The organism is Pseudomonas sp. GV071, from assembly GCF_003050835.1.
GTDB lineage: Bacteria > Pseudomonadota > Gammaproteobacteria > Pseudomonadales > Pseudomonadaceae > Aquipseudomonas.
The window spans coordinates 140,307-162,863 of record NZ_QAOJ01000008.1 but is presented as its reverse complement, the minus strand read 5'-3'; the positions used below and the strand labels follow the sequence as shown (position 1 = coordinate 162,863).

Below are 22,557 nucleotides of genomic sequence, written 5' to 3'. Positions count from 1 at the left end.
CTGATTCAAGGGCTGATTCTAGCCTTGTCCGGGCAGACTTGCCCACTGCACAAGGAGTGCTTCGAGTAGCAAAACGCGATTCAGGTTGGCTTTGCTCAGCACTTTCTGCCTCTGCATCAGCAACCACTCCTGCATTGCCAAGACTTTGGCCTGAGCCGATTTGTCCGCCAGGTACTGCACCACCTTGCGCATATCGGTGAGGCCAAGGCCGTCTTCGTCTTTGGTCAGCTGGTAGCGCAGCATCAATTGCGCCCAGTCGCAGAACCAATCGAACAGCTGCAGCAAGGGGATGCTGTTCCAGCCTTCGGCCAGTTGGCTGGCGGCGATCTGCTGTTTGAGCAGCTTCTTCACCCCGTCCACCACCTGCGCGCGCTGCTCGCGTACACCTTGAGTATTGAGTTTGACCGCATTCAGCGGCGAGCCGGCGGCCAGCGTCAGCAACTCGCCCCGCTCTTCTTCGCTGCAGTCGGGCAGCGCATCGGCCAACCAGGCCAGGCTTTGCGCCTCGCTGGGCAACGGGCAGGCTTGCTGCACGCAGCGGCTTTTGACCGTCGGCAACAAGCGGCTGGGCTGGTGACAGACCAGCAACAGCACGGTGTCGCCAGAGGGTTCTTCCAGGCTTTTCAGCAAGGCGTTGGCGGCGTTCAGGTTCATCGACTCGGCAGGTTCGACCAGTACCACCTTGCGTCCGCCGAGCTGCGCGGTCTGCACCACAAAACCGACCAGCTCACGGACCTGATCGACCTTGATAGCCTTGTCGGCCTCTTCCGGCTCGAGCACAAAATTGTCCGGATGGGTGCCCGCCGCCAACAACATGCAGGATTTGCACTGCCCACACGCCTTCAATTCTTGCGGCGAGCGGCACAGCAGCGCCGCCATCAGATTCTCCGCCATCGCCCGCTTGCCGATACCGGCGGGACCATGCAGCAAATAAGCGTGGGCGTGTTGCGGACGACCGGCGAGGGTCTGCCAGAGCGCGGCCTGCCAGGGATACACCTCAGCCACGGGCACGCTCCAGCAGTTCCGGCAACAGGCCAGCCAATGCAACCTGCACCTCATTCAGCGTCTTCGCGGCGTTCACCACGCGGTAGCGCTGGGGTTCGGCGGCGGCGCGTTGCAAGTAGGTGTGGCGCACAGCATCGAAGAACGCCCGACCCTCCTGCTCGAAGCGGTCGAGACGTCCACGGGCGCTGGCTCGGGCGAGGCCAACCTCCACTGGCAGATCGAAAATCAAGGTCAGGTCGGGGCGCAGCTCGCCCTGAACGAAGGCTTCCAGCGCGGCAATCCGCTCTTGCGACAAACCACGGCCGCCGCCCTGATAGGCGTAAGTAGCGTCGGTAAAACGATCACACAGCACCACGGCGCCACGCGCCAGGGCCGGGCGAATTACCTGCGCCAAGTGCTGGGCGCGGGCAGCGAAAACCAGCAGTAACTCGGTATCAGCCGCCATCGCCTCATCGCTCGGCGCCAGCAGCAGTTCACGGATGCGCTCGGCCAACGGCGTGCCGCCGGGTTCGCGGCTCAACACCACGTCCAGGCCTTGCGCACGCAGGTGCTCGGCGAGGTATTCGCGGTTGGTGCTTTTGCCGGCGCCTTCCGGGCCTTCGAGGGTAATAAACAGGCCAGTCACAGGCGGTCCCTTAATGCTTATTGCACAGCCGGCACAGGGGCCGGGCTGGAGCGGTAATCGGCGCGTCGCTTGAGTTGGAACTCGCGAACGGCTTGGTTATGGGCGTCGAGGTCGTCGGAGAATACATGGCTGCCATCGCCGCGGGCGACAAAATACAGGCTCTTGCCGTCGACCGGGTGCAACGCGGCGTGAATGGCTTCGCGGCCAACCATGGCGATCGGCGTCGGTGGCATACCGGCAATCACGTAGGTGTTGTAAGGCGTGGCTTCGCGCAGGTGGGCGCGGGTCAGTTTACCGGTGTAGCGCTCACCCAGGCCGTAGATCACCGTGGGGTCAGTCTGCAGTTGCATGCCTTGTTGCAGGCGGCGAACAAACACACCCGCGATCTGCCCGCGCTCTTGCGGTACCCCAGTTTCCTTTTCAATCATCGAAGCCATGATCAAGGCGTCATACGCTTGCTTGTACGGCAGGTCGGCGTCGCGCTGCTGCCACTCCTCGTCCAGCACGGCGGCCAGGCGAGCGAAGGCTTGCTTGAGTAAGTCGATATCACTCATGCCGCGCACGTAACGGTAGGTGTCGGGGAAGAACAAGCCCTCGGGGAACACACCGGCCTGGCCGATGCGTTCCATCACCTGAGCGTCGGTCAGGTTGGTGATGCTCTGCTCCAGCTTGACCTGCTTGGCCAATGCCGCGCGCACCTGACGGAAGTTCCAGCCTTCCACCAGAGTCAGGCTGTATTGCACCACGTCACCGCGCTGCCAGAGCACCAGCATGTCTTTGGCCGTGGCGCCGGGGTTGAGCTGGTATTCGCCGCTGTGCAGCGCCTGGCCGGACAGGTTGAAGCGCCAGTAAAGGCGCAACCAGAAGGCGCCGTGCAGCACCCCTTCACTTTCCAGACGATTGAGCACGCCGCCAGGCGTTGCTCCGGCCGGCACTTCCATGACATAGCCAGCAGGCACATTCAGCGGCTGCGTGAGCGCGCTGTTTTGCTGCCAGACGAAGAAGGCCAGCAACAAGCCAGCCAGCAGCACTCCGCCTTCCAATAGCAGCAGTAATTTACGAATCACGAATTAGCAGTCCAGTAGGTCGCGGGCAAGGCTTTGCAGTTTACGGGTGAGCGGCCCAACCGGCCAGCGATGGCCTTGCAGCGCGGTGACCGGCCACACACCGTAGAGGCTGTTGCAGACAAACACCTCATCGGCCGCCAGCAGTTGCTCCAGGCTCAGCGCCTGAATCGACAGCGGGATTGCCAGGGTTTCGGCCTGAGCCAGCAGCTCGGCACGCATTACCCCAGCGACGCCGGAGCGACTGAGTTCAGGGGTGATCAATTGACCGTCGCGGACGACAAACAGATTGCTGAAAACCCCTTCGATTACCCGGCCGGACACGTCCAGCATCAGGCCTTCAGCGTGTTCGCAGTCTTGCCACTCTGAACGGGCCAGCACCTGTTCCAGGCGATTGAGGTGTTTGAGGCCCGCCAGCAACGGCTGCTCGGCCAGCCTCGTCGCACAGGGAAACAAGCGTATGCCCTGTTCGGCATTGACGGTCGGATAGGCCGGAAATGGCGAAGCCAAGAGGATGCGCCGTGAGCTTGCCGCCGCTGGCGCCGCGTACCCGCGCAAACCATCACCACGGGTCAGCAGCAGCTTGGCCACCCCCTCCCCGACTTCGGCGGAGAATGCCAACAGCTCAGCGCGAATCAACGCCAGGTCGGCAGGAATAGATAAACGCTGACAGCCCTCGGCAAGACGCGCCAGGTGACGCTCAAACAGCTGGGGTCGGCCGCCCTTGATGCCGATGGTTTCAAACAGCCCATCGCCATAGGCCAGGCCGCGATCCGTGAGGGATGCGGCCTGTGCCGGGCAACCATCCACCCAGCTCAGCATTACTCGGCGAACCGGCGGAACACCAGGGAGCCGTTGGTACCGCCAAAACCGAACGAGTTGGAGACGACGATATCGATTGGCATGCTACGCGCTTCGTTGGCCACGAAGTCGAGGTCGCAGCCTTCGTCAGGCTCCTCCAGGTTGATGGTCGGTGGCGCTACCTGATCACGGATGGCCAACACACTGAAGATCGCCTCCACCGCGCCCGCCGCACCCAGCAAGTGGCCGGTCATGGACTTGGTCGAACTGACCGCCAGCTTGTAGGCGTGGTCGCCAAATACCGTCTTCACCGCCTGCGCTTCGGCCAGGTCGCCGGTTGGCGTCGAGGTACCGTGGGCATTGATGTACTGCACCTGGTCGGGATTTACGTTGGCATCACGCAGGGCGTTTTTGATGCAACGCGCGGCGCCAGCACCGTCTTCAGGTGGCGACGTCATGTGGTAGGCGTCGCCGCTCATGCCAAAGCCGATCAGCTCGGCATAGATGCGCGCACCGCGGGCCTTGGCGTGTTCCAATTCTTCCAGTACCAGAGCGCCGGAACCATCGGCCAGGACAAAACCGTCACGGCCTTTATCCCATGGACGGCTGGCGCGGGTCGGGTCGTCATTGCGGGTGGACATGGCGCGAGCGGCAGCGAAACCACCGATACCCAGACCGCAGGCAGCCATTTCTGCGCCGCCGGCAATCATCACGTCAGCTTCGCCATAAGCGATGTTACGGGCCGCCATGCCGATGCAATGCGTACCTGTGGTACAGGCGGTGGCGATGGCGTAGTTAGGCCCCTGCAGACCCAAGTGAATCGACAGGAAACCGGAAATCATATTGATGATCGAGCCAGGCACGAAGAACGGCGAAATACGCCGTGGGCCTTGGTCGAACAGGGCTTTGCAGTTGTTCTCGATATTGGTCAGGCCGCCAATGCCCGAACCCATGGCTACGCCAATGCGTTCACGGTTGGCGTCGGTGACTTCCAGCCCGGCGTCACGCACAGCCTGAAAGCTGGCCGCTAGCCCGTACTGAATGAACAGGTCGATTTTGCGAGCATCTTTGGCCGAGAGGTAATCCTCGACGTTGAAGCCTTTCACCGAACCACCGATGCGGGTGGTGAAGGCGGAAAGATCCGTATGCTCAATCAGGCCAATACCACTTTGGCCGGCCAAAATACCCTGCCAGCTGCTTGGAACATCGGTACCCAGGGGCGACAACATGCCCATACCGGTGACCACGACGCGTCTACGCGACACAGCAATCTCCTCTTATGCGTTTTACACAGCGCTCGACATGCGCTTAAAGAAAAACCGCACGCCTTGTGGGCAGTGCGGCTTTTCCAAGTCGGGAGTCGACGATTACGGGTTATTACGCGTGAGCGGTAACGTAATCGATAGCTTCCTGAACGGTGGTGATTTTTTCGGCTTGCTCGTCCGGGATTTCGGTTTCGAATTCCTCTTCCAGAGCCATCACCAGTTCAACGGTGTCAAGGGAGTCGGCACCCAGGTCTTCAACGAAGGAAGCGCTGTTGGTCACTTCTTCTTCTTTGACGCCCAGTTGCTCGGCAACGATTTTCTTGACGCGTTCTTCGATGGTGCTCATACCTTGTTTTCACTCCTAATGAACAAATCCAGGCAGCTGGTCTGTGTCAGTGTATAGAAAGGGTTTTGCGCATTTCAAGCTGAATGCCGAAGCCCCTCTGGATCACTCCAACGATATGTCTATAAACCAATTGCAGCTTTATAACGGATTTTAGACAGCTCGTATGACAGTTTTCCGCAGGGCGGCGTCACATTCAACTCATATACATTCCGCCATTCACGGGAATAGTAGCCCCGGTCACGTAGGCTGCGCCATCGGAAGCCAGGAAAGACACCACGTTGGCGATCTCTTCGGCCTGGCCCAGACGACCCAGCGGAATCTGCGCCTGAAGCGCTTCACGCTGCGCCTCAGGCAGCTCGCGGGTCATATCGGTATCGATAAAACCTGGCGCCACCGAGTTAACGGTGATCGCCCGCGAACCTACTTCACGCGCCAGGGCACGGCTGAAACCTTCCAGCCCGGCCTTGGCTGCCGCGTAGTTTACCTGTCCGGCGTTGCCCATGGCGCCCACTACCGAACCGATATTGATAATTCTGCCCCAACGCGCCTTGGTCATGCCGCGCAAAACGGCCTTGGTGACCCGATACAGGCTGCTGAGGTTGGTGTTGATGACGTCGTGCCACTCTTCGTCTTTCATCCGCAGCATCAGGTTATCGCGGGTGATGCCGGCGTTGTTGACCACGACCAGCGGCGCACCAAACTGCTTCGAAATGGCTTCCAGCACGCTGGTGACCGACTCGTCGCTGCCCACGTCCAGCACAAAACCTGCGCCTTCAATGTTGTTGGCTTTGAAATACTGGGTGATGTTTTCCGCACCCGATGCGGAAGTGGCGGTGCCGACTACAGTGGCACCCTGACGACCCAACTCAAGGGCAATGGCCTGGCCAATACCACGACTGGCGCCGGTAACCAGCGCAACCTTTCCTTGCAGACTCATGGAAGCTTCTCCTAATCAGGCCAGCGCCGCGCGGGTGGCGGCATAGGCGTCTGGGGTGTCGAGATTGTAGGTATTGATGCCTTTGACGCAGCGCTTGTTCAGACCGGACAACACCTTGCCTGGGCCACATTCCACCAGACTGGTCACGCCCGACTCCGACAAACGCACAATGGATTCGACCCAACGCACGGGGTTGTACAACTGCGCGAGCAGGTCACGCTTGAGCACTTCAAGATCGTCCACCACCGCAGCGCTGACGTTCTGTACCAGAGCGATTTGCGGCGCCTGCCAGTTAATCGCAGTTACCGAATCAGCAAACTGTTCGGCCGCCGGGCGCATCAGCGCGCAGTGCGACGGTACGCTTACCGGCAACGGCAGGGCGCGCTTGGCGCCACGGGCCTTGCACGCCTCAATGGCACGCTCGACTGCCGCTGCGGAGCCGGCGATTACGACCTGACCCGGAGCATTGAAGTTCACTGCGCTGACCACATCGCCCTGCGCCGCTTCGGCGCAGGCAGCCAGCACATCAGCATCTTCCAGACCGAGAATCGCGGCCATACCGCCCTGCCCGGCCGGTACGGCTTTTTGCATAAGCTGGCCACGACGCTCAACCAGCTTCACCGCATCGGCAAAACCCAGGCTACCGGCGGCAACCAGCGCCGAGTATTCGCCCAGGCTGTGGCCGGCAACAAACGCCGGACGCGCACCTGACTCGGCCAGCCACACGCGCCACAGCGCGATCGAGGCTGCAAGGATGGCAGGCTGGGTTTTATCGGTTTGATTGAGGGTTTCTTCCGGGCCGGACTGAGTCAGTGCCCAGAGGTCATAACCCAAAGCCTCGGAAGCTTCGGCAAAGGTATCAAGCACCAGCGGCTGCTGTGCGCCGTGCTCGGCGAGCATTCCCAGAGACTGTGAGCCTTGGCCTGGGAAGACGAATGCGAGGGATGCAGACATGTGGACGGTCCCTAATGGTCTGATCGTCGGGAGGATCACGCGCGAGCTAGTCGAGCGCAACAAACTGACAGTTGGATGACAGGCTACCGAGCGCGGTCACATCGGCAGCACACGCATTACAGCAACAGATGTTCGAGACGGCCATGCAAGCGTTGCGGCAAATCTTCGCGCACTTCCATGACCGCCCGGCGAATGGCGCTCTGAAAACCTTCCGGCCCGGCAGCACCATGACTTTTCACGACGATGGCCTGCAAACCCAGAAAGCTGGCGCCATTATGCCGCGCCGGGGCCAGTTCACTTTGCAGGCGCTTCAGCACCGGCAACGCCAGCGAACCGATCAGGCGTGAACCAAGGTTCTGCTTGAACAAGGCCTCCATGCGCGCGGAAATCATCGACGCCAGACCTTCGCTCGACTTCAGCAGGATATTGCCGACAAACCCGTCGCACACCACCACATCAGCCTCGCCACGATACAGGCCATCGCCTTCGATGAAACCGATGTAGTTCAACTCACTGACCGGCTGCAGCAGGCTGGCCGCCAGTTTGACCTGCTGATTACCTTTGACGTCTTCGGTGCCGACATTCAGCAGCGCGATGCGCGGGCGCACCACGCCCAGTGCTTCGGCGGCCACCGAGCCCATCACGGCGAACTGATAGAGGTGCTCGGCACTGCAATCGACGTTGGCACCCAGATCGAGCAACTGGCAATGGCCGCGCTGAGTGGGGATGGCCGTCATCATCGCCGGCCGGTCGATACCGGGCAGGGTTTTCAGCAAATAGCGCGAAAGCGCCATCAAGGCGCCGGTATTGCCGGCACTGACACAGGCCTGAGCCCGGCCATCGCGCACCAGCTCCAGCGCCACGCGCATGGAAGAATCCGGCTTGCTGCGCAAAGCCTGAGCCGGACGGTCATCCATGGCGATCACTTCGCTGGCCTGCTCAACGTGCAGACGTGCGCGATCGACACCGGAATGGCGGCCAATCAATTCATTGAGTAAGGAGGTTTGGCCGACGAGGACCAGGTGTAACGAGGGGAATTCAGCCAAGCAGGCAATGCAGGCTGGAACAATGCTGTGGGGACCGAAGTCCCCACCCATTGCGTCAATCGCGATGATCGGAGCGGACAAGGATTACTCGTCAGCGCCCTTGTCGATCACTTTGCGGCCACGGTATACGCCTTCTGGCGAAACGTGGTGACGCAGGTGAACTTCACCGGTGCTCTTCTCTACGGACAGAGTTGCAGCGTCGAGTGCGTCGTGCGAACGGCGCATGTCGCGTGCGGAGCGGGATTTTTTGTTCTGCTGAACAGCCATAATTAATTAACTCCTAAACGTTTGGGTCACGCTTTAACTGTGCCAATACACTGAACGGGTTGGACCGCGATACCTCGTCCTCGCTCGGTTCAGGCTCTTCAAGGCCTGCCGGTTGCTGGCAATCTTCTGGATCATGCAGAGGCACGATGGGCAAGGCGAGCAACAGCTCCTCCTCGATCAACGCCGGCAGATCCAATGGATCCTCACCCAATTCCAGCACGTCGTAGCCTTGCGGCACAGACTGGGTATTCGCACCTTCTTTCACCACAGCGTAACTGCATTCACTGTGGATAGGCAGGGCGACCAGCTCCAGACAACGCTGACAAACCATCTTGACCTCAACGTCGATCGTGCTGTGCATCACTGGCGATCTGCGTTCATCGCGCTCGAAAACAAACTTCGCACGGATGACACCGACATTGTCGGCAAGCGGGTCGCAGAGACGCTGCAAATCGGCTAGGGGCAGCTCACCTTCAAGGGTGGCACCACGATCAGCCAGTTTGCGCGGATCAACGTGAGGAGGAATCGGGCCATTCAACATAGGCGCAGCATTCTAGGGATGCACCCCTGCTCTGTCAAAGGGAAATTCAGCCTGGGCGCCAAGCTGCACGCTGGTTAGAATCGCCAGCGACTATAAAGGAATCAATATGTTGCCTCTACTCCTCGCCTCCAGCTCCGCCTACCGCCGGGAACTGCTGGGGCGCTTGCGCCTGCCCTTCGCCTGCGCCAGCCCGGATATCGACGAAAGCCGCCTGGGCGGCGAAACGGCCGAAGCCCTGGTACGACGCCTCGCCGAGCAGAAGGCCCGGGTACTGGCCGAACAGTATCCGCAGCACCTGATCATCGGCTCCGACCAGGTTGCCGTGCTCGGCGAGCAGATTCTCGGCAAACCCCACGACTTCGAGCGCGCCCATCGCCAACTGAGCAATGCCAGCGGCAATAGCGTGACCTTTCTCACCGGTCTGGCACTGCTCAATACCGCCAGCGGCCACTGCCAGGTCGACTGTGTGCCGTTTACCGTGCACTTCCGCCCACTCGATGCCGCGCGCATCAGCCGCTACCTGCACGCCGAGCAGCCATACGACTGCGCTGGCAGCTTCAAGGCCGAAGGACTGGGCGTCAGCTTGTTTCGCGCCACCGAGGGCAGCGATGCCACCAGCCTGGTCGGCCTGCCGCTGATTCGCCTGGTGGATATGCTGCTGCTGGAAGGCGTGGAGCTCCCTTAAGTCCCCTCCTTTATATATGCCGAACGAAAAGTATCGCGGCAAAAGCCACTCTTACGGATTGTCCGGTCCGTAGGAGCGGCTTCAGCCGCGATGCTTTCAACCACAATAAAAAAGCCCGGCATCAGCCGGGCTTTTTCGCAAGACAGAAACGATCAGCGCAGGGTCGGCCCGGAAAAGCCCATCCACATGGCCGCATGCTCAGCCACGCTGGCACCGAGCTTTTTCGCGAAACGGTCGAACGGGGTTTCCTGCACGGTGTAATCCACCAGCTCTTTCTCGCCGATCACGTCACGCGCCACCGAACTGGTATTGCCCAGGCCGTCGATCAGGCCCAGCTGCAGCGCCTGCTCGCCGGTCCAGATCAAGCCGGAGAACAGTTCCGGATGCTCAGCATCCTTCAGGCGCTCACCACGCCCTTGCTTGACGCTGGCAATGAACTGTTTGTGCGTGGTGTTCAGCACGCTTTGCCAGAACGCCGTCTCGTCCGCTTTCTGCGGCTGGAACGGATCAAGGAAGGCTTTGTGTTCACCCGAGGTGTAGACACGACGGTCGACGCCGAGCTTCTCCATGGTACCCACGAAACCAAAGGTCGCCGCGGTTACGCCGATGGAACCCACCAGGCTGGCCTTGTCGGCATAGATCGAGTCAGCGGCGCTGGCGATGTAATAGGCACCCGAGGCACCCAGATCGGAAATCACCGCATACACCTTGATATCAGGATGCTCACCGCGCAGGCGGCGGATTTCGTCGTAGACGTAGCCAGACTGCACCGGACTGCCGCCCGGGCTGTTGATGCGCAGGATCACACCCTTGGTGTTCGCATCCTCAAACGCGGAGCGCAAGCTGCCGACAATATTGTCCGCGCTGGCCGCTTCCTGGTCGGCGATCATGCCGCGGATTTCCACCACGGCGGTGTGCGACTTGCTTTTCGACGCGCCCTTGGAGAAGTCCAAGCCTGGCGTGACCATGAGAATCACGCCAAACAGGTAAATAAAGGTCAGGGTCTTGAAAAAAATGCCCCAGCGCCGCGCCCGACGCTGCTCCTGCACACTGGCGAGCAGGGTCTTTTCCAGCAACTTCCAGCTTTTGTCGTCATTCGACTCGTTCGACATATCCACTCGTCCCTAGCGTTGTGTGAGCCCCGCGCGAGTCCAGCCAGGCGCGCAGCTCGGAAAAATGTTCAACCATCAATCGTGGGCCGCAGCCGCTTAGAGTCTGCAGCGATTGCGCGCCGTAACCGACCGCTACCGAATCCATGCCCGCATTACGCGCCATCTGCAGATCGAAAACCGAGTCGCCCACCATCAACGCGCGCTCGGCCGGAACACCGCAGAATTCAAGAATCTGCTCGAGCATCAGCGGTTCAGGTTTACTCGCGGTTTCATCGGCGCAGCGGGTGATATCAAAGAACTCAGTCCAGCCCTGATCCGCCAATACCCGGTTCAAACCGTGACGCCCTTTACCGGTCGCCACCGCCAATTGATAACCCGCAGCACGGAAGGCTGTCATCGCCTCGGCAACCCCAGGAAACAACTGCGAGGGCGTCGACTCCAGCGCCAGGTAATGCTCGCTGTAGGCGCGGCAGTAACGCTGCGCCAGCTCGGCATCATCGAGATCGGGGTACAGCGCCACCACCACTTCCGGCAGGCCCAGGCCAATGATGGCCTTGAGCTCGGTATCGCTACGCGGCGGCAGATCGCATTCACGCGCAGCCATGTGCAGCGCCGCGACAATCCGGCCAATGGAGTTAACCAACGTGCCGTCCCAGTCAAAGATCAACAGTTGGTAATCAGACTGCACTCAAACGCTCCACGGTCTTGCGCCACATGTCATCGACCGGTGCTTCCAGCTTCAACACGCCACCTTCAGGCAGTGGCACATTCAGCTCATAGGCATGCAGGAACAGACGCTTGCCGCCCAGGCCGCGAATTTCACTGGTGAAATCGTCATCGCCGTATTTGGGATCGCCGGCGATGCAATGCCCGGCATGCTTGGCGTGCACGCGAATCTGGTGGGTGCGCCCGGTCACCGGCTTGGCTTCGACCAAAGTGGCGAACTCGCCGAAACGGCGCAGCACGCGGAACAGGGTCAAGGCTTCCTTGCCCTCTTCATTGATCTCGACCATGCGCTCGCCGGAACGCAGGTTGCTCTTCAGCAACGGCGCGTTGACCTGCTTCTTGGCGGTAGCCCAATGGCCACGCACCAGCGCCATGTAGCGCTTGTCGATACCGTCTTTGCGCAGCGCTTCATGCAGATGACGGAGCATGCTGCGTTTCTTGGCGATCATCAGCAGCCCGGAGGTATCGCGGTCGAGGCGATGCACCAACTCCAGGTCCTTGCAGTCCGGCCGCAGCTGGCGGAAGGCTTCAATCACCCCGTAGTTCAAACCGCTACCGCCATGCACAGCAATACCGGACGGCTTGTTGATCACCAGCAGGGCTTTGTCTTCGTAAACGATCGAGGCTTCCAAACGCGCCAGCAGGCCCTGGGCCAACGGCACTTCTTCGTCTGGCTCGGACATGCGCAGCGGCGGCACGCGCACGATGTCGCCGGCCTGCAGTTTGTACTCGGGTTTGATCCTGCCTTTATTCACGCGAACTTCGCCTTTGCGCAAAATTCGGTAAATCAAAGTCTTGGGCACACCTTTGAGACGAGTGCGTAGGAAGTTATCGATTCGCTGGCCGGCAAGTTCCGGCTCAACCTCGAGCAGCTGGACGCCGGAGGTAGGGGGAGTGGGTTCTGTCATGGCCGCGATGATAACAATTTTTATTGATTTGAAGCACTTAATCATTGCTGCTATAGTCCCGAACGCCGCCAAAAGTGGCCCGGTTGCGGATGATCGCTAACATGCCATCCCCTCCCGTGTGCAAAGTTGATTCAGGACGTAAGGCCGTCCGACGGGTTACTCGGTAAAGAATGGCTGAAAAAGGCCACGAGTAATTCGGAAATAAAGCCTTGAGCCATGACGCGTTGACTGCCCTCGGGGGAGTCAGCGGTAAATGCCAACCCGCTGCAGATTCTGCGAGCGGCACCCGATTTTCAGCGATACGTGTAGGGTGGAGATGCACAACCTCGGACTGCGTAGCTTTAGAAGACGTGTTATTTCGTCCGCTCCCGTTGGTTGATTCCTCCTCCTGACCAAGTGCTTGTTTCACAACAGCAAGCAGGAGACGTCCGTCGCCACCCCGGCCCCGTTGGCCGGCGTTGTTAGACATGGAACGACTTACAACCGTTTCTGACGAGCCCTGACACCGACCCTGAGAGTCGTGTGTGCCGAACGCCGTTTCCGGCAGCCCGGAAACCGACGGTACTACATGAAAAGAATGCTGATTAACGCAACTCAACCTGAAGAGTTGCGTGTCGCACTGGTAGATGGTCAGAAACTCTTCGACCTCGATATTGAATCGGGCGCTCGCGAGCAGAAAAAGGCCAACATCTACAAGGGTAAAATTACCCGCATCGAACCTAGCCTCGAAGCCGCTTTTGTTGATTTCGGCTCCGAACGCCATGGCTTCCTGCCCCTCAAAGAAATCTCCCGCGAATACTTCAAGAAAGCCCCTGAAGGCCGCGTCAACATTAAAGAAGTGTTGAGCGAAGGTCAGGAAGTCATCGTTCAGGTGGAAAAAGAAGAACGTGGTAACAAGGGCGCCGCCCTCACCACCTTCATCAGCCTGGCCGGTCGCTATCTGGTTCTGATGCCCAACAACCCACGTGCCGGTGGCATCTCGCGCCGCATCGAAGGCGAAGAACGTAACGAACTGCGCGAAGCGCTGAATGGCCTGGTCGCTCCGAGCGACATGGGCCTGATCGTACGCACCGCAGGCCTGGGCCGCAGCAGTGACGAAATGCAGGGCGACCTCGATTACCTGCTGCAGCTGTGGGCCGCTATCAAAGAAGCCTCGCTGGACCGCGCTGCGCCTTTCCTGATCTACCAGGAAAGCAACGTGATCATCCGCGCTATCCGCGACTACCTGCGCCAGGACATCGGCGAAGTATTGGTCGACAGCGTTGAAGCCCAGGAAGAAGCCCTGAGCTTCATCCGCCAGGTGATGCCGCAGTACGCCAGCAAGATCAAGCTGTACGAAGACAGCGTGCCGCTGTTCAACCGCTTCCAGATCGAAAGCCAGATCGAAACCGCTTTCCAGCGCGAAGTGAAGTTGCCGTCTGGCGGCTCCATCGTCATCGATCCGACCGAAGCCTTGGTGTCCATCGACATCAACTCGGCGCGCGCCACCAAAGGCAGCGACATCGAAGAAACCGCACTGCAGACCAACCTCGAAGCAGCCGAAGAAATCGCTCGCCAATTGCGCCTGCGTGATATCGGCGGCCTGATCGTGATCGACTTCATCGACATGACCCCGGCCAAGAACCAGCGCGCCGTGGAAGAGAAAGTCCGCGAAAGCCTGGAAGCCGACCGCGCCCGCGTCCAAGTGGGCCGCATCTCGCGTTTCGGTCTGCTGGAAATGTCCCGTCAGCGTCTGCGCCCGTCCCTGGCAGAAGGCAGCGGCATCGTCTGCCCGCGCTGCAACGGCCAAGGCATCATCCGTGATGTGGAATCGCTGTCGCTGGCGATCCTGCGCCTGATCGAAGAAGAAGCGCTGAAAGACCGCACCGCCGAAGTCCGCGCGCAAGTGCCGATTCCGGTTGCCGCCTTCCTGCTCAACGAAAAACGCAACTCGATCACCAAGATCGAACTGCGTACCCGTGCACGCATCGTCATTCTGCCGAACGACCACCTGGAAACTCCGCACTTCGAAGTGCAGCGTATCCGTGATGACAGCCCTGAAGCTCTGACCTCGCAGTCGAGCTACGAAATGGCTGCCGCCGAAGTGGAAGAAGTCGCCCAGACCAGCGCCACCCGCACCCTGGTTCGCCAGGAAGCGGCGATCAAGACCACTCCGCAACGCGCACCGGCTCCGGTCGCGGCCAACGAGCAACCTGTCGCTGCCGCTGAACCAAGCCTGTTCAAGGGCCTGGTGAAGTCGCTGGTCAGCCTGTTCGCCGGCAAGGAAGAAGAGAAGCCAGTCGTCGTCGAGAAGAAAACCACCAGCGAGCGCCCACAGCGCAGCGACGAGCGTCGTAACGGCCGTCAGCAGAACCGCAACCGTGGTGGCCGTCGCGACAACGAAGAACGCAAACCGCGTGAAGACCGTGGCCCACGTGAAGAACGTGCACCGCGCGAGCCGCGTGAAGAACGCGCCCCTCGTGAAGCCCGTGAGCCACGCGAACCGCGCGACGACGTAGCCGCACCCGAGCGCGCTCCGCGCGAAGAACGTGCGCCACGTGCACCGCGTGAAGAGCGCAAACCACGTGAGCCGCGTGCTCCGCGCGAAGACCGCGCCCCACGTGAAGACCGCCCACAACGCGAACTGCGTGAGCCGTTGGACGCCCAGGGTCAGGAGACTCCGAGCGAAGAGCGTGCCGAGCGCAAGCCGCGCGAAGAGCGTCAGCCACGTGCCCCGCGTGAAGAGCGTCAACTGCGTCCAGTCGCTGATGCCAACGGTAATGAAGAAGAACTGCTGAACAACGAAGAGCAGCACGACGAAGAGCAAGAGAACGCAGAAGGTGGCGAGCGTCCACGTCGTCGTTCCCGTGGTCAGCGTCGTCGCAGCAACCGTCGTGAGCGTCAGCGCGATGCCAACGGCAACATCATCGAAGGCAGCGAAGAAGGCAGCAGCGAAGAAACCCACGGCGAGACCGAAGGTAATAGCGCCAACGCCGAAGTCGCCGTTGCTGTAGCCGCTACCACTGCGGCTGTAGTCAGCGAGATCGTTGCCGAGCAGGCTCCTGCCAGCGAAGCGGTTGAAGCGCCGGTAGCCGAGCGTAGCGAACCTGTTGCTGCTGTTGAAGCGAACGTCGTTGAAGCGGCCGCCGTAGAAGCTGCCGCCGCTGTTGAAGCCGCGCCGGTTGAAGCACCTGTTGCTGAAGCCGCAGTTGTCGAAACACCAGTCGCCGCTGAACCGGCACCAGCCGTGGAAGCGCCAGCTGTCGCTGAAGCTGCACCGGTCGAAGCAGAAGCAGCTCCGGTCGCCGCCGAACCAGAAGTGGTGGTGCAAGTTGCCGAAGTAGCCGTGGTTGCCGAAGTGGTTGCCGAGCCTGCACCGGTCGTAGCCAGCAATGGCCGCGCGCCGAACGACCCACGTGAAGTGCGTCGCCGTCAGCGTGAAGCCGAGCGCCTGGCCAAGGAAGCTGAAGAAGCCTCCGCTGCCGTGGTCGAAGCGGTAGTTGCTGCTGAGCCGGTTGGCGTTACTGCCCACGCAGTGGCTGACGTAGAGCACACTGTTGAAGCCGAACAAGCCAAGCAGGAAGAAGCGGTCGAACCCGCTCCAGTGCACGTGGCTGAACCGGCTGTAATCGCCGAAGAAACCAGTGTCGAGCCAAACGCCGCGCCGGAAGAAATCGCCGAAACAGAGAAAGAAGAAGACAAGGACGAGAGCAAGCCGCTCGTTTAAGCCTTCGCAGAAATGAAAAAGGGGATGCCAGTGGCATCCCCTTTTTTATTGCTCGCCAGAAAAGTCAAAGATCAACAACGCGAGGCTGAATCGAATGGCCGCTCCCCCTCTCCCGCAGGAAACGAGGACCACTGTGGGAGAGGCTTCAGCCTCGATGTTTTTCAGCCGGCTTTACGCTGCTCGGCCACATCCAACACGCCCGACACCAGGGCGTAGCCGTGGTCCTCGTTGCGCCACACCAACCCGCCTTGCCACATGCGGCGCAGGGCCTGGCTCAGGCACAGTTGGGAAATCGGCACTTCGGCATCGATCAGGCGTGTATGCATTTCCTGCAAGGTCAGCGCCTGGCCGTGCTCGCTGCATTCACACAGCACGTCGAGAATCTTTAACCGCGGCTGGCTGCACTTCAGGCCTGCCGCACCAAGAATGCGTTTGAAGCGCTGGTTGCCATGTTGAACCGGCAAACCGCTCAGGCGCAGCATCTGGGGTTGGTTCATGCCTGCCCCTCCATCATCTGGGCGGCAACGTTGTAGCCGCCCTGCACGTTGTCCAGACCCAGAGCTACCCTGCCCTCGTCCGGTCGAATCGGTTGTTTCATGTGCAACTCCTTGACCATGGCGCTCGTGGAAAAATGTGGCGCCTTATTAACAAGACGGATGAGCAGGGAAAAAACCGCAAAAGAATCTGACAATAGGTCGAAATTTTTCTGCGCCCCGCTACTGCCACGCCCCACGAAACATTTCCTTGCATCTGCCGGTGCGGGTTTTGCGCCAGCTATCCGTCTTGTAGGTAGAGACGTCTGAAACCGCGAAAGTTTCACCCCTCCTTTTCCCGCAGTGCGCACCCCGCGCTGACCTACTCCTATTGCCAAGCCCCTTGTTTATGTCGAAAAAAACCCGCGCCAAAACCTGGTTCCTCGTACACAGTTGGCTAGCCTTGCCCATCTGGTTCTTTCTGCTGATTGTGTGCGTCACCGGCACTCTGGCGGTGGTCAGCCAGGAAATCGTCTGGCTGGCCAATCCGCAAATCCGCGCCAGCCAGCCCGCTGACGAAACCCAACCGCTGAGCTACGGCCAGATCCTCACTGCCATCCAGCAGGAACGCCCTGAGCTGGCGGTGGAATGGCTGTCCAGCCCGGAGGAATCACACTTCGCCCTCACCGCCCAAGTCAGCGAACCGGGTGGCGGCACCTTCCGCCTGTACATCAACCCCTATACCGGGGCGATTCAGGGCGTCAGCCCGAACTTCGACTTCCAGGCCTTCACCCGTGCCCTGCATGGCTGGTGGCTGGTGCCCTTTACCAATGGCTATAGCTGGGGTTGGTACCTGGTGTCGTTACTCGGCCTGCCGCTGTTGGTGTCGTTGATCACCGGGCTGGTGGTGTACAAGCGCTTCTGGAAAGGCTTCTTCACCCCGCGCCTGCGCTTCAACCAGGGCGCACGGATTTTCTGGGGCGACTTCCACCGCCTGAGCGGCATCTGGTCGATCTGGTTTATTGCGGTGATCTCCATCACCGGCACCTGGTTTCTGATCGAAGCGCTGCTGTCGAACCTGCATATTTCGATTTCCACCGAAGGCCCGCCGGCCTTTGTCGCCCGCCATGAAGTGCCGCTGACGGCCGATGGCCTGGCCCCCAAACAACTGGACCTGGACCGCATCAGCGCGATTGCCACCGAACAGATTCCAGGCCTCGAGGTGAGCTTTATTTCCATGCCCGAAGATGCCTACAGCCACTACAGCGTCGGTGGCCGCGGCTGGTACCCGCTGATGTTTCAGACCGCCGATATCAACCCCTACACCGGCGCCGTGGCGGGCGCCAACCTGCTGGATGACCGCAGCGCACTGGAGTTCGTCACCGAGTCGATGCGCCCGCTGCACACCGGCGATTTTGGGGGGTTGTGGATCAAACTGATCTGGTTCTTCTTCGGTCTGGTGCTGAGCATGATGGTGCTCAGTGGCTTGCTGATCTGGAGTAAACGCACGGTGCAGGCCACCGCCAACCTGGCCAAACGGGCACAGCGGGTGCGCACACAAACACTGTCCCCCAGCCAGGTAACGGAGGGCCAGCCATGAGCAACGCCATCGCCCAACCACAGAGCACGGCCAAACGCCTGTGGCACAAGTACCGCTTCCACCTGAACATCGTGTTGGTGCTGATCCCCTTGGGCTTCATGCCGGCCTATCTGCAGAACGCGGCGATGTTTCGCGGCACCCTCGGCCTTGGCGAACGGGACATCGGCGAGTTTGCCGTCGGCCCGTGGACGGCGCGGGTGGCCGAATGGCATGTCGGCGAACCGGAGGCCGAAGGCCAGGCCGGCAATATGAAGGAGTTCACCGTGGCCCTGTGCCAGGCCTGCCTGCCACAGGTCAAAGCCGCTTACCTGCGCATTGGCAAACCGCGCAGCCTGCGCACCGCCGGCGCCCTGTTGTCCGGCAGCCCCTACCGCTTGATGGCCGAAGTGGTGGTGCCAAAAACCACCACCGCCAGCAGTGAGCTGTGGCTGACGGTGGAAGGCTGGGATGGCCGCGTGCATCAGACCGCCATTCCCCTGACGCAAGCCTCCCCTTCCCTGGTCACCTGGCTCGAACGCCAACCTGGAGCCCGCCCATGAGTCGCACCCGTTCTTTGCTTTTCGCCGCCCTGGCACTGGCCAGCAGCAGCCACGCGCTGGCCCATGGTCTGTACTGCCAGTGCCACGCGCTTGAGAACAACCAGGTGCGCTGCACCGGCGGTTTATCCGATGGCACCGCCCTGCCCGGCGCCACGCTGGATGTGATCGGCCATGACGAAAAGACCTTGGTGGCCGGCAAGCTCGGCGCTGACTCCAGCTACACCTTCACCCGCCCCGAGGGCGCGTTTTATGTGCTGATGGAACTGGGCCCAGGGCACACCGTGGAAATCGACCACACCGACATCCCTCTCCTCTGAGCCTGAGCGGCGGATATCCCGATGGGATATCCGCCCTACGCAACAGAGGCTCGCAGCAGGTAGAATGCGCGCCGTTTCCATGGGTTCCCTAACCCCATCGATCAAAAAGGTCCCGCTATGTCGCTGATTCACCCAGACCGCCGCCGCGTCGCCCTGACGTTTCTGGTGCTGTTCCACATCCTCATCATCATTGCCAGCAACTACCTGGTGCAGTTGCCGATCACCCTGTTCGGCTGGCATACCACCTGGGGCGCGTTCAGCTTCCCGTTTATCTTCCTGGCCACCGACTTGACCGTGCGCCTGCTCGGCAAAGGTCCGGCGCGCCTGGTGATCGCCCAGGTGATGGTGCCAGCGCTGGTGGTTTCGTACATCGTCTCGGTGCTGTTTCAGGAAGCCAGTTTTCGGGGCGTTGGCGCGCTGCTGGAATTCAATGAGTTCGTGCTGCGCATTTCCCTGGCCAGCTTCCTCGCCTATGCCTTCGGCCAGATTCTCGATATCCAGGTGTTCGATCGCCTGCGTCGCCTGCGCCAGTGGTGGATCGCGCCCACGGTATCGACCATCTTCGGCAACCTGCTGGACACCTTCGTGTTCTTCGCCGTGGCCTTCTGGCACAGCAGTAATCCGTTCATGGCCGAACACTGGGTGGAAATCGCCACCGTCGACTACGGCGTCAAGCTGACCATCAGCTTGCTGCTGTTCGTGCCGCTCTATGGCGTGCTGCTCAATGCCATTCTGCGCGTACTGGCGGGCCGTCCGGGCGCATAAACACACCTCTGCGCAGGAGCGGCTTCAGCCGCGATGCTCTTGATCTGATACTGCGGTTTGCAGGTCCAGCCAATCGCGGCTAAAGCCGCTCCTACAAAAAAGCCGTCGCCCCCACCTAAGTTTGGCGCTGCTCAGCCGCCTATCAATTTTTGTGCACAATCCAAAATAAAATTGTTCCACATACTGTCCACAAGTGATTATGATCGGCACATTCTGACCAGGCAGACAGATTTTACTGCCGGAAAGACGGAGGGCCGTGACCCCTCGTAAGCCCATGACCGAACAAAAACAATTGGCAGGCTAAATCATGACAACCCCCGCTAGCTCCAACCGCTCGGACCTTATTTACGGCCTCGACGACCGCCCGCATTTCAGCGCCGCGTTGTTTGCCGCGCTGCAACACGTTCTCGCCAGCTTCGTTGGCATCATCACCCCCACCCTGATCATCGGCGGCGCACTGGGCCTGCAGAGTGAAGTGCCGTACCTGATCAGCATGGCGCTGTTCGTCTCCGGGCTGGGCACCTTCATTCAGGCACGCCGCTTCGGCCCGATAGGCTCCGGCCTGTTATGCCTGCAAGGCACCAGCTTCGCCTTTATCAGCGTGATTCTCAGCGCCGGCTTCATGGTCAAATCCCGTGGCGGCGGCACCGACGAAATTCTTTCGACGATCTTTGGCGTGTGTTTTCTCGCTGCGTTTATCGAAGTGGCCCTCAGCCAGTTCATTGGCAAGCTGCGCAAGCTGATCACCCCGGTGGTGACCGGCACCATCATCACCCTGATGGGCCTGTCGCTGATCAAGGTGGCAGTCACCGACATGGCCGGCGGTTTCGGTGCCGCCGACCTCGGTGCCCTGAGCAACCTCGGCCTGGCCTTCCTGGTGCTGGCGATCATCGTCGTGCTGAACCGTTTCGACGTGCCGATTCTGCGCCTGGCCGCGATCATCATCGGCCTGGGTATCGGCTTTGTGGTGGCCTGGGCGATGGGCAAAGTGGACTTCGCCGCCATGCCGGACGTGCCGGCAGTCAGCATCCCGATGCCGTTCAAGTACGGTTTCTCGTTTGACTTCTATGCCTTTATTCCGGTGGCCGTGATCTTTCTCATCACCCCGCTGGAAGCGGCCGGCGACCTCACCGCCAACTCAATGATCTCGCAGCAACCAGTGCGTGGTCCGGTGTATATCCGCCGGATCAAATCGGGCCTGCTGGCGGACGGCCTCAACTCGGCCATGGCCGCCGTGTTCAGCAGCATGCCGATGGTGACCTTCGCGCAGAACAACGGCGTGATCCAACTCACCGGTGTGGCCAGCCGTTACGTGGCGTACTTCATTGCTGCGTTGCTGGTGTTGCTGGGCCTGTTCCCGATGGTCGGCGCGGTGCTGCAACTGATGCCCAAACCGGTATTGGGCGGCGCCACCCTGATCATGTTCGGCACCGTCGCGGTGGCGGGGATCAAGATCCTCTCCGAGGCCGGCCTGCACCGGCGCAACATGCTTATCGTCTCGATCTCCCTCGGGCTGGGCCTGGGCGTCGCCGCCGTGCCGGAAGTACTGCGCGAGCTGCCTAGCGCCCTGCACAACATCTTCGAATCGCCAATCACCGTCGGCGCCTTCGCGGCCATCCTGTTGAACATCTTCCTGCCGGAGGAGTATCTGGATGCCATCGAAGAAGATGAATTCGACCCGGAAGCATCGATCGTGGAAGTGATGCAGAACCCGAGCGACGAAGACATCGCCAACGATCTGGCCCGCAACGGCAAAGTCAGCCTGCAGAGCTGATCGCCCCCCTCTTCAACCCGCGTACTGAACCACGCCCACGCCGCTGCGGTGGCGGGCGCTGGCCGGTACGCGGGCTGGAAAGCGCTGTAAAACCACTACAACAAGGAAAACCACATGAACCTGAAGCGTTTGCCGCACTGCCTCGCCCTGTCAGCCGGTCTGTTTACTGGTAGCCAGGCTGCGTTGGCGGATGACCTGCTGCAATGGCAGAACAACAGCCTGACCTACCTCTATGGCCAGGATTTCAAGGTCAACCCTGAGATCCAGCAAACCGTAACCTTCGAGCACGCCGACGGCTGGAAGTACGGAGACAACTTCCTTTTCATCGACAAGATTTTCTACAACGGCAAAGCCGATGCCGGTGTTGGCAACAACACCTACTACGGTGAGTTCAGCCCGCGCCTGTCGCTGGGCAAGATTACCGGCGAGAAGATTGCTTTCGGCCCGGTCACCGACGTATTGCTGGCGATGACCTATGAATTCGGCGAAGGCGATGTCGAGTCGTACCTGATCGGCCCAGGCTTCGACCTGGCCATCCCCGGGTTCGACTTCTTCCAGATCAACTTCTACAACCGCCAGACCGAAGGCAACCGCCCGGGTGATGACGTATGGCAGATCACCCCGGCGTGGAGCTACACCATTCCGGTCGGCGACTCCGACATCCTTATCGATGGTTTCATGGACTGGGTCGTCGACAACGACGAGAACGCCCGTGGCACCTATCACGCCAACCTGCACTTCAACCCGCAGATCAAATATGACCTGGGCAAGGCGTTGAACTGGGGCGCGAAGCAGCTGTACGTCGGTATCGAATACGACTACTGGAAAGACAAGTACGGCGTCGACAACGACAGCTTCCTCGGCGACGAGATCCTTGACGGTACCAACCAGAACACCGCCAGCTTGCTGGTGAAAGTGCATTTCTGATTGAGCTGTGAGGTACGAATGTCCGCTGGGTAGGTAGTGACATTCGGGCAACAATAAAGGGGCGAACCGGCTTATGGACGGCTCGCCCCTTTTTGCGCTGCGCGCTTGCCGCGACCCTTACCCCCGGCCCCTCTCCCTCAGGGACAGGGCTAGGGTGAGGGAAAGTCGCCCAGG

General features: G+C 60.5%; 23 protein-coding genes. 8 read left to right on the top strand and 15 right to left on the bottom strand.

Annotated elements, in window-relative coordinates:
• Nucleotides 1-18 precede the first annotated feature (18 nt).
• The 11 genes from C8K61_RS16885 to C8K61_RS16835 form a co-directional block, all read right to left on the bottom strand.
• Nucleotides 19-1,005: a DNA polymerase III subunit delta' gene (locus tag C8K61_RS16885; RefSeq protein ID WP_108097398.1), complete on the bottom strand. Its 987-nt coding sequence runs from the start codon at nucleotides 1,003-1,005 to the stop codon at nucleotides 19-21.
• Complete coding sequence (tmk, locus tag C8K61_RS16880) at nucleotides 998-1,630, bottom strand: dTMP kinase (RefSeq protein ID WP_108097399.1); 633 nt, start codon at nucleotides 1,628-1,630, stop codon at nucleotides 998-1,000. Before tmk ends, C8K61_RS16885 begins: the two co-directional genes overlap by 8 nt.
• A 17-nt stretch (nucleotides 1,631-1,647) precedes the next feature.
• On the bottom strand, nucleotides 1,648-2,697 hold the full coding sequence (gene mltG / locus C8K61_RS16875) for an endolytic transglycosylase MltG (protein ID WP_108097400.1): 1,050 nt from the start codon (nucleotides 2,695-2,697) through the stop codon (nucleotides 1,648-1,650).
• Nucleotides 2,698-2,700: 3 nt separating this feature from the next.
• On the bottom strand, nucleotides 2,701-3,516 hold the full coding sequence (pabC, locus tag C8K61_RS16870) for an aminodeoxychorismate lyase (RefSeq protein ID WP_108097401.1): 816 nt from the start codon (nucleotides 3,514-3,516) through the stop codon (nucleotides 2,701-2,703).
• On the bottom strand, nucleotides 3,516-4,760 hold the full coding sequence (gene fabF, locus C8K61_RS16865) for a beta-ketoacyl-ACP synthase II (protein WP_108097402.1): 1,245 nt from the start codon (nucleotides 4,758-4,760) through the stop codon (nucleotides 3,516-3,518). Before fabF ends, pabC begins: the two co-directional genes overlap by 1 nt.
• A gap of 112 nt (nucleotides 4,761-4,872) precedes the next feature.
• Nucleotides 4,873-5,106, bottom strand: coding sequence for an acyl carrier protein (gene acpP / locus C8K61_RS16860; protein WP_058066290.1), 234 nt, complete (start codon nucleotides 5,104-5,106; stop codon nucleotides 4,873-4,875).
• 193 nt (nucleotides 5,107-5,299) lie between these two features.
• A complete protein-coding gene (fabG, locus tag C8K61_RS16855; protein WP_108097403.1) occupies nucleotides 5,300-6,043 on the bottom strand; it encodes a 3-oxoacyl-ACP reductase FabG in 744 nt (247 codons plus the stop codon).
• Nucleotides 6,044-6,058: 15 nt separating this feature from the next.
• Nucleotides 6,059-6,997 carry an ACP S-malonyltransferase gene (gene fabD / locus C8K61_RS16850; protein WP_108097404.1) on the bottom strand — a complete coding sequence of 313 codons (939 nt, stop codon included), beginning with the start codon at nucleotides 6,995-6,997 and terminating at the stop codon, nucleotides 6,059-6,061.
• A 116-nt stretch (nucleotides 6,998-7,113) separates the two neighbouring features.
• Nucleotides 7,114-8,124 (bottom strand): phosphate acyltransferase PlsX, encoded by a 1,011-nt coding sequence (gene plsX, locus C8K61_RS16845; RefSeq protein WP_108097405.1) that lies wholly within the window; start codon nucleotides 8,122-8,124, stop codon nucleotides 7,114-7,116.
• 3 nt (nucleotides 8,125-8,127) lie between these two features.
• Nucleotides 8,128-8,310, bottom strand: coding sequence for a 50S ribosomal protein L32 (rpmF, locus tag C8K61_RS16840; protein ID WP_108097406.1), 183 nt, complete (start codon nucleotides 8,308-8,310; stop codon nucleotides 8,128-8,130).
• Nucleotides 8,311-8,323: 13 nt separating this feature from the next.
• Nucleotides 8,324-8,851 (bottom strand): YceD family protein, encoded by a 528-nt coding sequence (locus C8K61_RS16835; RefSeq protein ID WP_108097407.1) that lies wholly within the window; start codon nucleotides 8,849-8,851, stop codon nucleotides 8,324-8,326.
• A 106-nt stretch (nucleotides 8,852-8,957) separates the two neighbouring features.
• Between C8K61_RS16835 and C8K61_RS16830 the strand changes: the two genes are divergently transcribed.
• Nucleotides 8,958-9,536: a nucleoside triphosphate pyrophosphatase gene (locus C8K61_RS16830; RefSeq protein WP_108097408.1), complete on the top strand. Its 579-nt coding sequence runs from the start codon at nucleotides 8,958-8,960 to the stop codon at nucleotides 9,534-9,536.
• 152 nt (nucleotides 9,537-9,688) lie between these two features.
• Here the strand turns inward: C8K61_RS16830 and C8K61_RS16825 are convergent, their stop codons facing one another.
• The 3 genes from C8K61_RS16825 to rluC are packed head-to-tail and all read right to left on the bottom strand — an operon-like array spanning nucleotide 9,689 to nucleotide 12,282.
• Nucleotides 9,689-10,648: a S49 family peptidase gene (locus tag C8K61_RS16825; protein ID WP_108097409.1), complete on the bottom strand. Its 960-nt coding sequence runs from the start codon at nucleotides 10,646-10,648 to the stop codon at nucleotides 9,689-9,691.
• A complete protein-coding gene (locus tag C8K61_RS16820) occupies nucleotides 10,629-11,336 on the bottom strand; it encodes an HAD-IA family hydrolase (protein WP_108097410.1) in 708 nt (235 codons plus the stop codon). The genes C8K61_RS16825 and C8K61_RS16820 overlap by 20 nt, the downstream gene beginning before the upstream one ends.
• Entirely contained in the window at nucleotides 11,326-12,282 is a 957-nt protein-coding gene (gene rluC / locus C8K61_RS16815) for a 23S rRNA pseudouridine(955/2504/2580) synthase RluC (protein WP_108097411.1), read from the bottom strand. Before rluC ends, C8K61_RS16820 begins: the two co-directional genes overlap by 11 nt.
• Before the next feature lie 568 nt (nucleotides 12,283-12,850).
• On the opposite strand from rluC, the gene rne reads away from it, so the two are divergent.
• Complete coding sequence (gene rne, locus C8K61_RS16805) at nucleotides 12,851-15,988, top strand: ribonuclease E (protein WP_108097413.1); 3,138 nt, start codon at nucleotides 12,851-12,853, stop codon at nucleotides 15,986-15,988.
• 161 nt (nucleotides 15,989-16,149) lie between these two features.
• Here the strand turns inward: rne and C8K61_RS16800 are convergent, their stop codons facing one another.
• Nucleotides 16,150-16,485 (bottom strand): hypothetical protein, encoded by a 336-nt coding sequence (locus C8K61_RS16800; RefSeq protein ID WP_108097414.1) that lies wholly within the window; start codon nucleotides 16,483-16,485, stop codon nucleotides 16,150-16,152.
• A gap of 385 nt (nucleotides 16,486-16,870) precedes the next feature.
• Here C8K61_RS16800 and C8K61_RS16790 point away from each other — a divergent pair, with 385 nt between their 5' ends.
• The 6 genes from C8K61_RS16790 to C8K61_RS16765 all read left to right on the top strand — a co-directional run bounded on the left by C8K61_RS16790 (nucleotide 16,871) and on the right by C8K61_RS16765 (nucleotide 22,383).
• Nucleotides 16,871-18,061 carry a PepSY domain-containing protein gene (locus C8K61_RS16790; RefSeq protein WP_108097416.1) on the top strand — a complete coding sequence of 397 codons (1,191 nt, stop codon included), beginning with the start codon at nucleotides 16,871-16,873 and terminating at the stop codon, nucleotides 18,059-18,061.
• Nucleotides 18,058-18,600 (top strand): thiamine pyrophosphate-binding protein, encoded by a 543-nt coding sequence (locus C8K61_RS16785; protein WP_108097417.1) that lies wholly within the window; start codon nucleotides 18,058-18,060, stop codon nucleotides 18,598-18,600. Before C8K61_RS16790 ends, C8K61_RS16785 begins: the two co-directional genes overlap by 4 nt.
• Nucleotides 18,597-18,917 carry a hypothetical protein gene (locus tag C8K61_RS16780; RefSeq protein ID WP_108097418.1) on the top strand — a complete coding sequence of 107 codons (321 nt, stop codon included), beginning with the start codon at nucleotides 18,597-18,599 and terminating at the stop codon, nucleotides 18,915-18,917. Before C8K61_RS16785 ends, C8K61_RS16780 begins: the two co-directional genes overlap by 4 nt.
• Nucleotides 18,918-19,034: 117 nt before the next feature.
• Entirely contained in the window at nucleotides 19,035-19,682 is a 648-nt protein-coding gene (locus C8K61_RS16775; RefSeq protein ID WP_108097419.1) for a 7-cyano-7-deazaguanine/7-aminomethyl-7-deazaguanine transporter, read from the top strand.
• Between the two features lie 307 nt (nucleotides 19,683-19,989).
• Nucleotides 19,990-21,456, top strand: a complete 1,467-nt coding sequence (locus C8K61_RS16770; RefSeq protein WP_108097420.1) for a nucleobase:cation symporter-2 family protein — start codon at nucleotides 19,990-19,992, stop codon at nucleotides 21,454-21,456.
• Between the two features lie 114 nt (nucleotides 21,457-21,570).
• Nucleotides 21,571-22,383: an outer membrane protein OmpK gene (locus tag C8K61_RS16765; protein WP_108097421.1), complete on the top strand. Its 813-nt coding sequence runs from the start codon at nucleotides 21,571-21,573 to the stop codon at nucleotides 22,381-22,383.
• Nucleotides 22,384-22,557 lie beyond the last annotated feature (174 nt).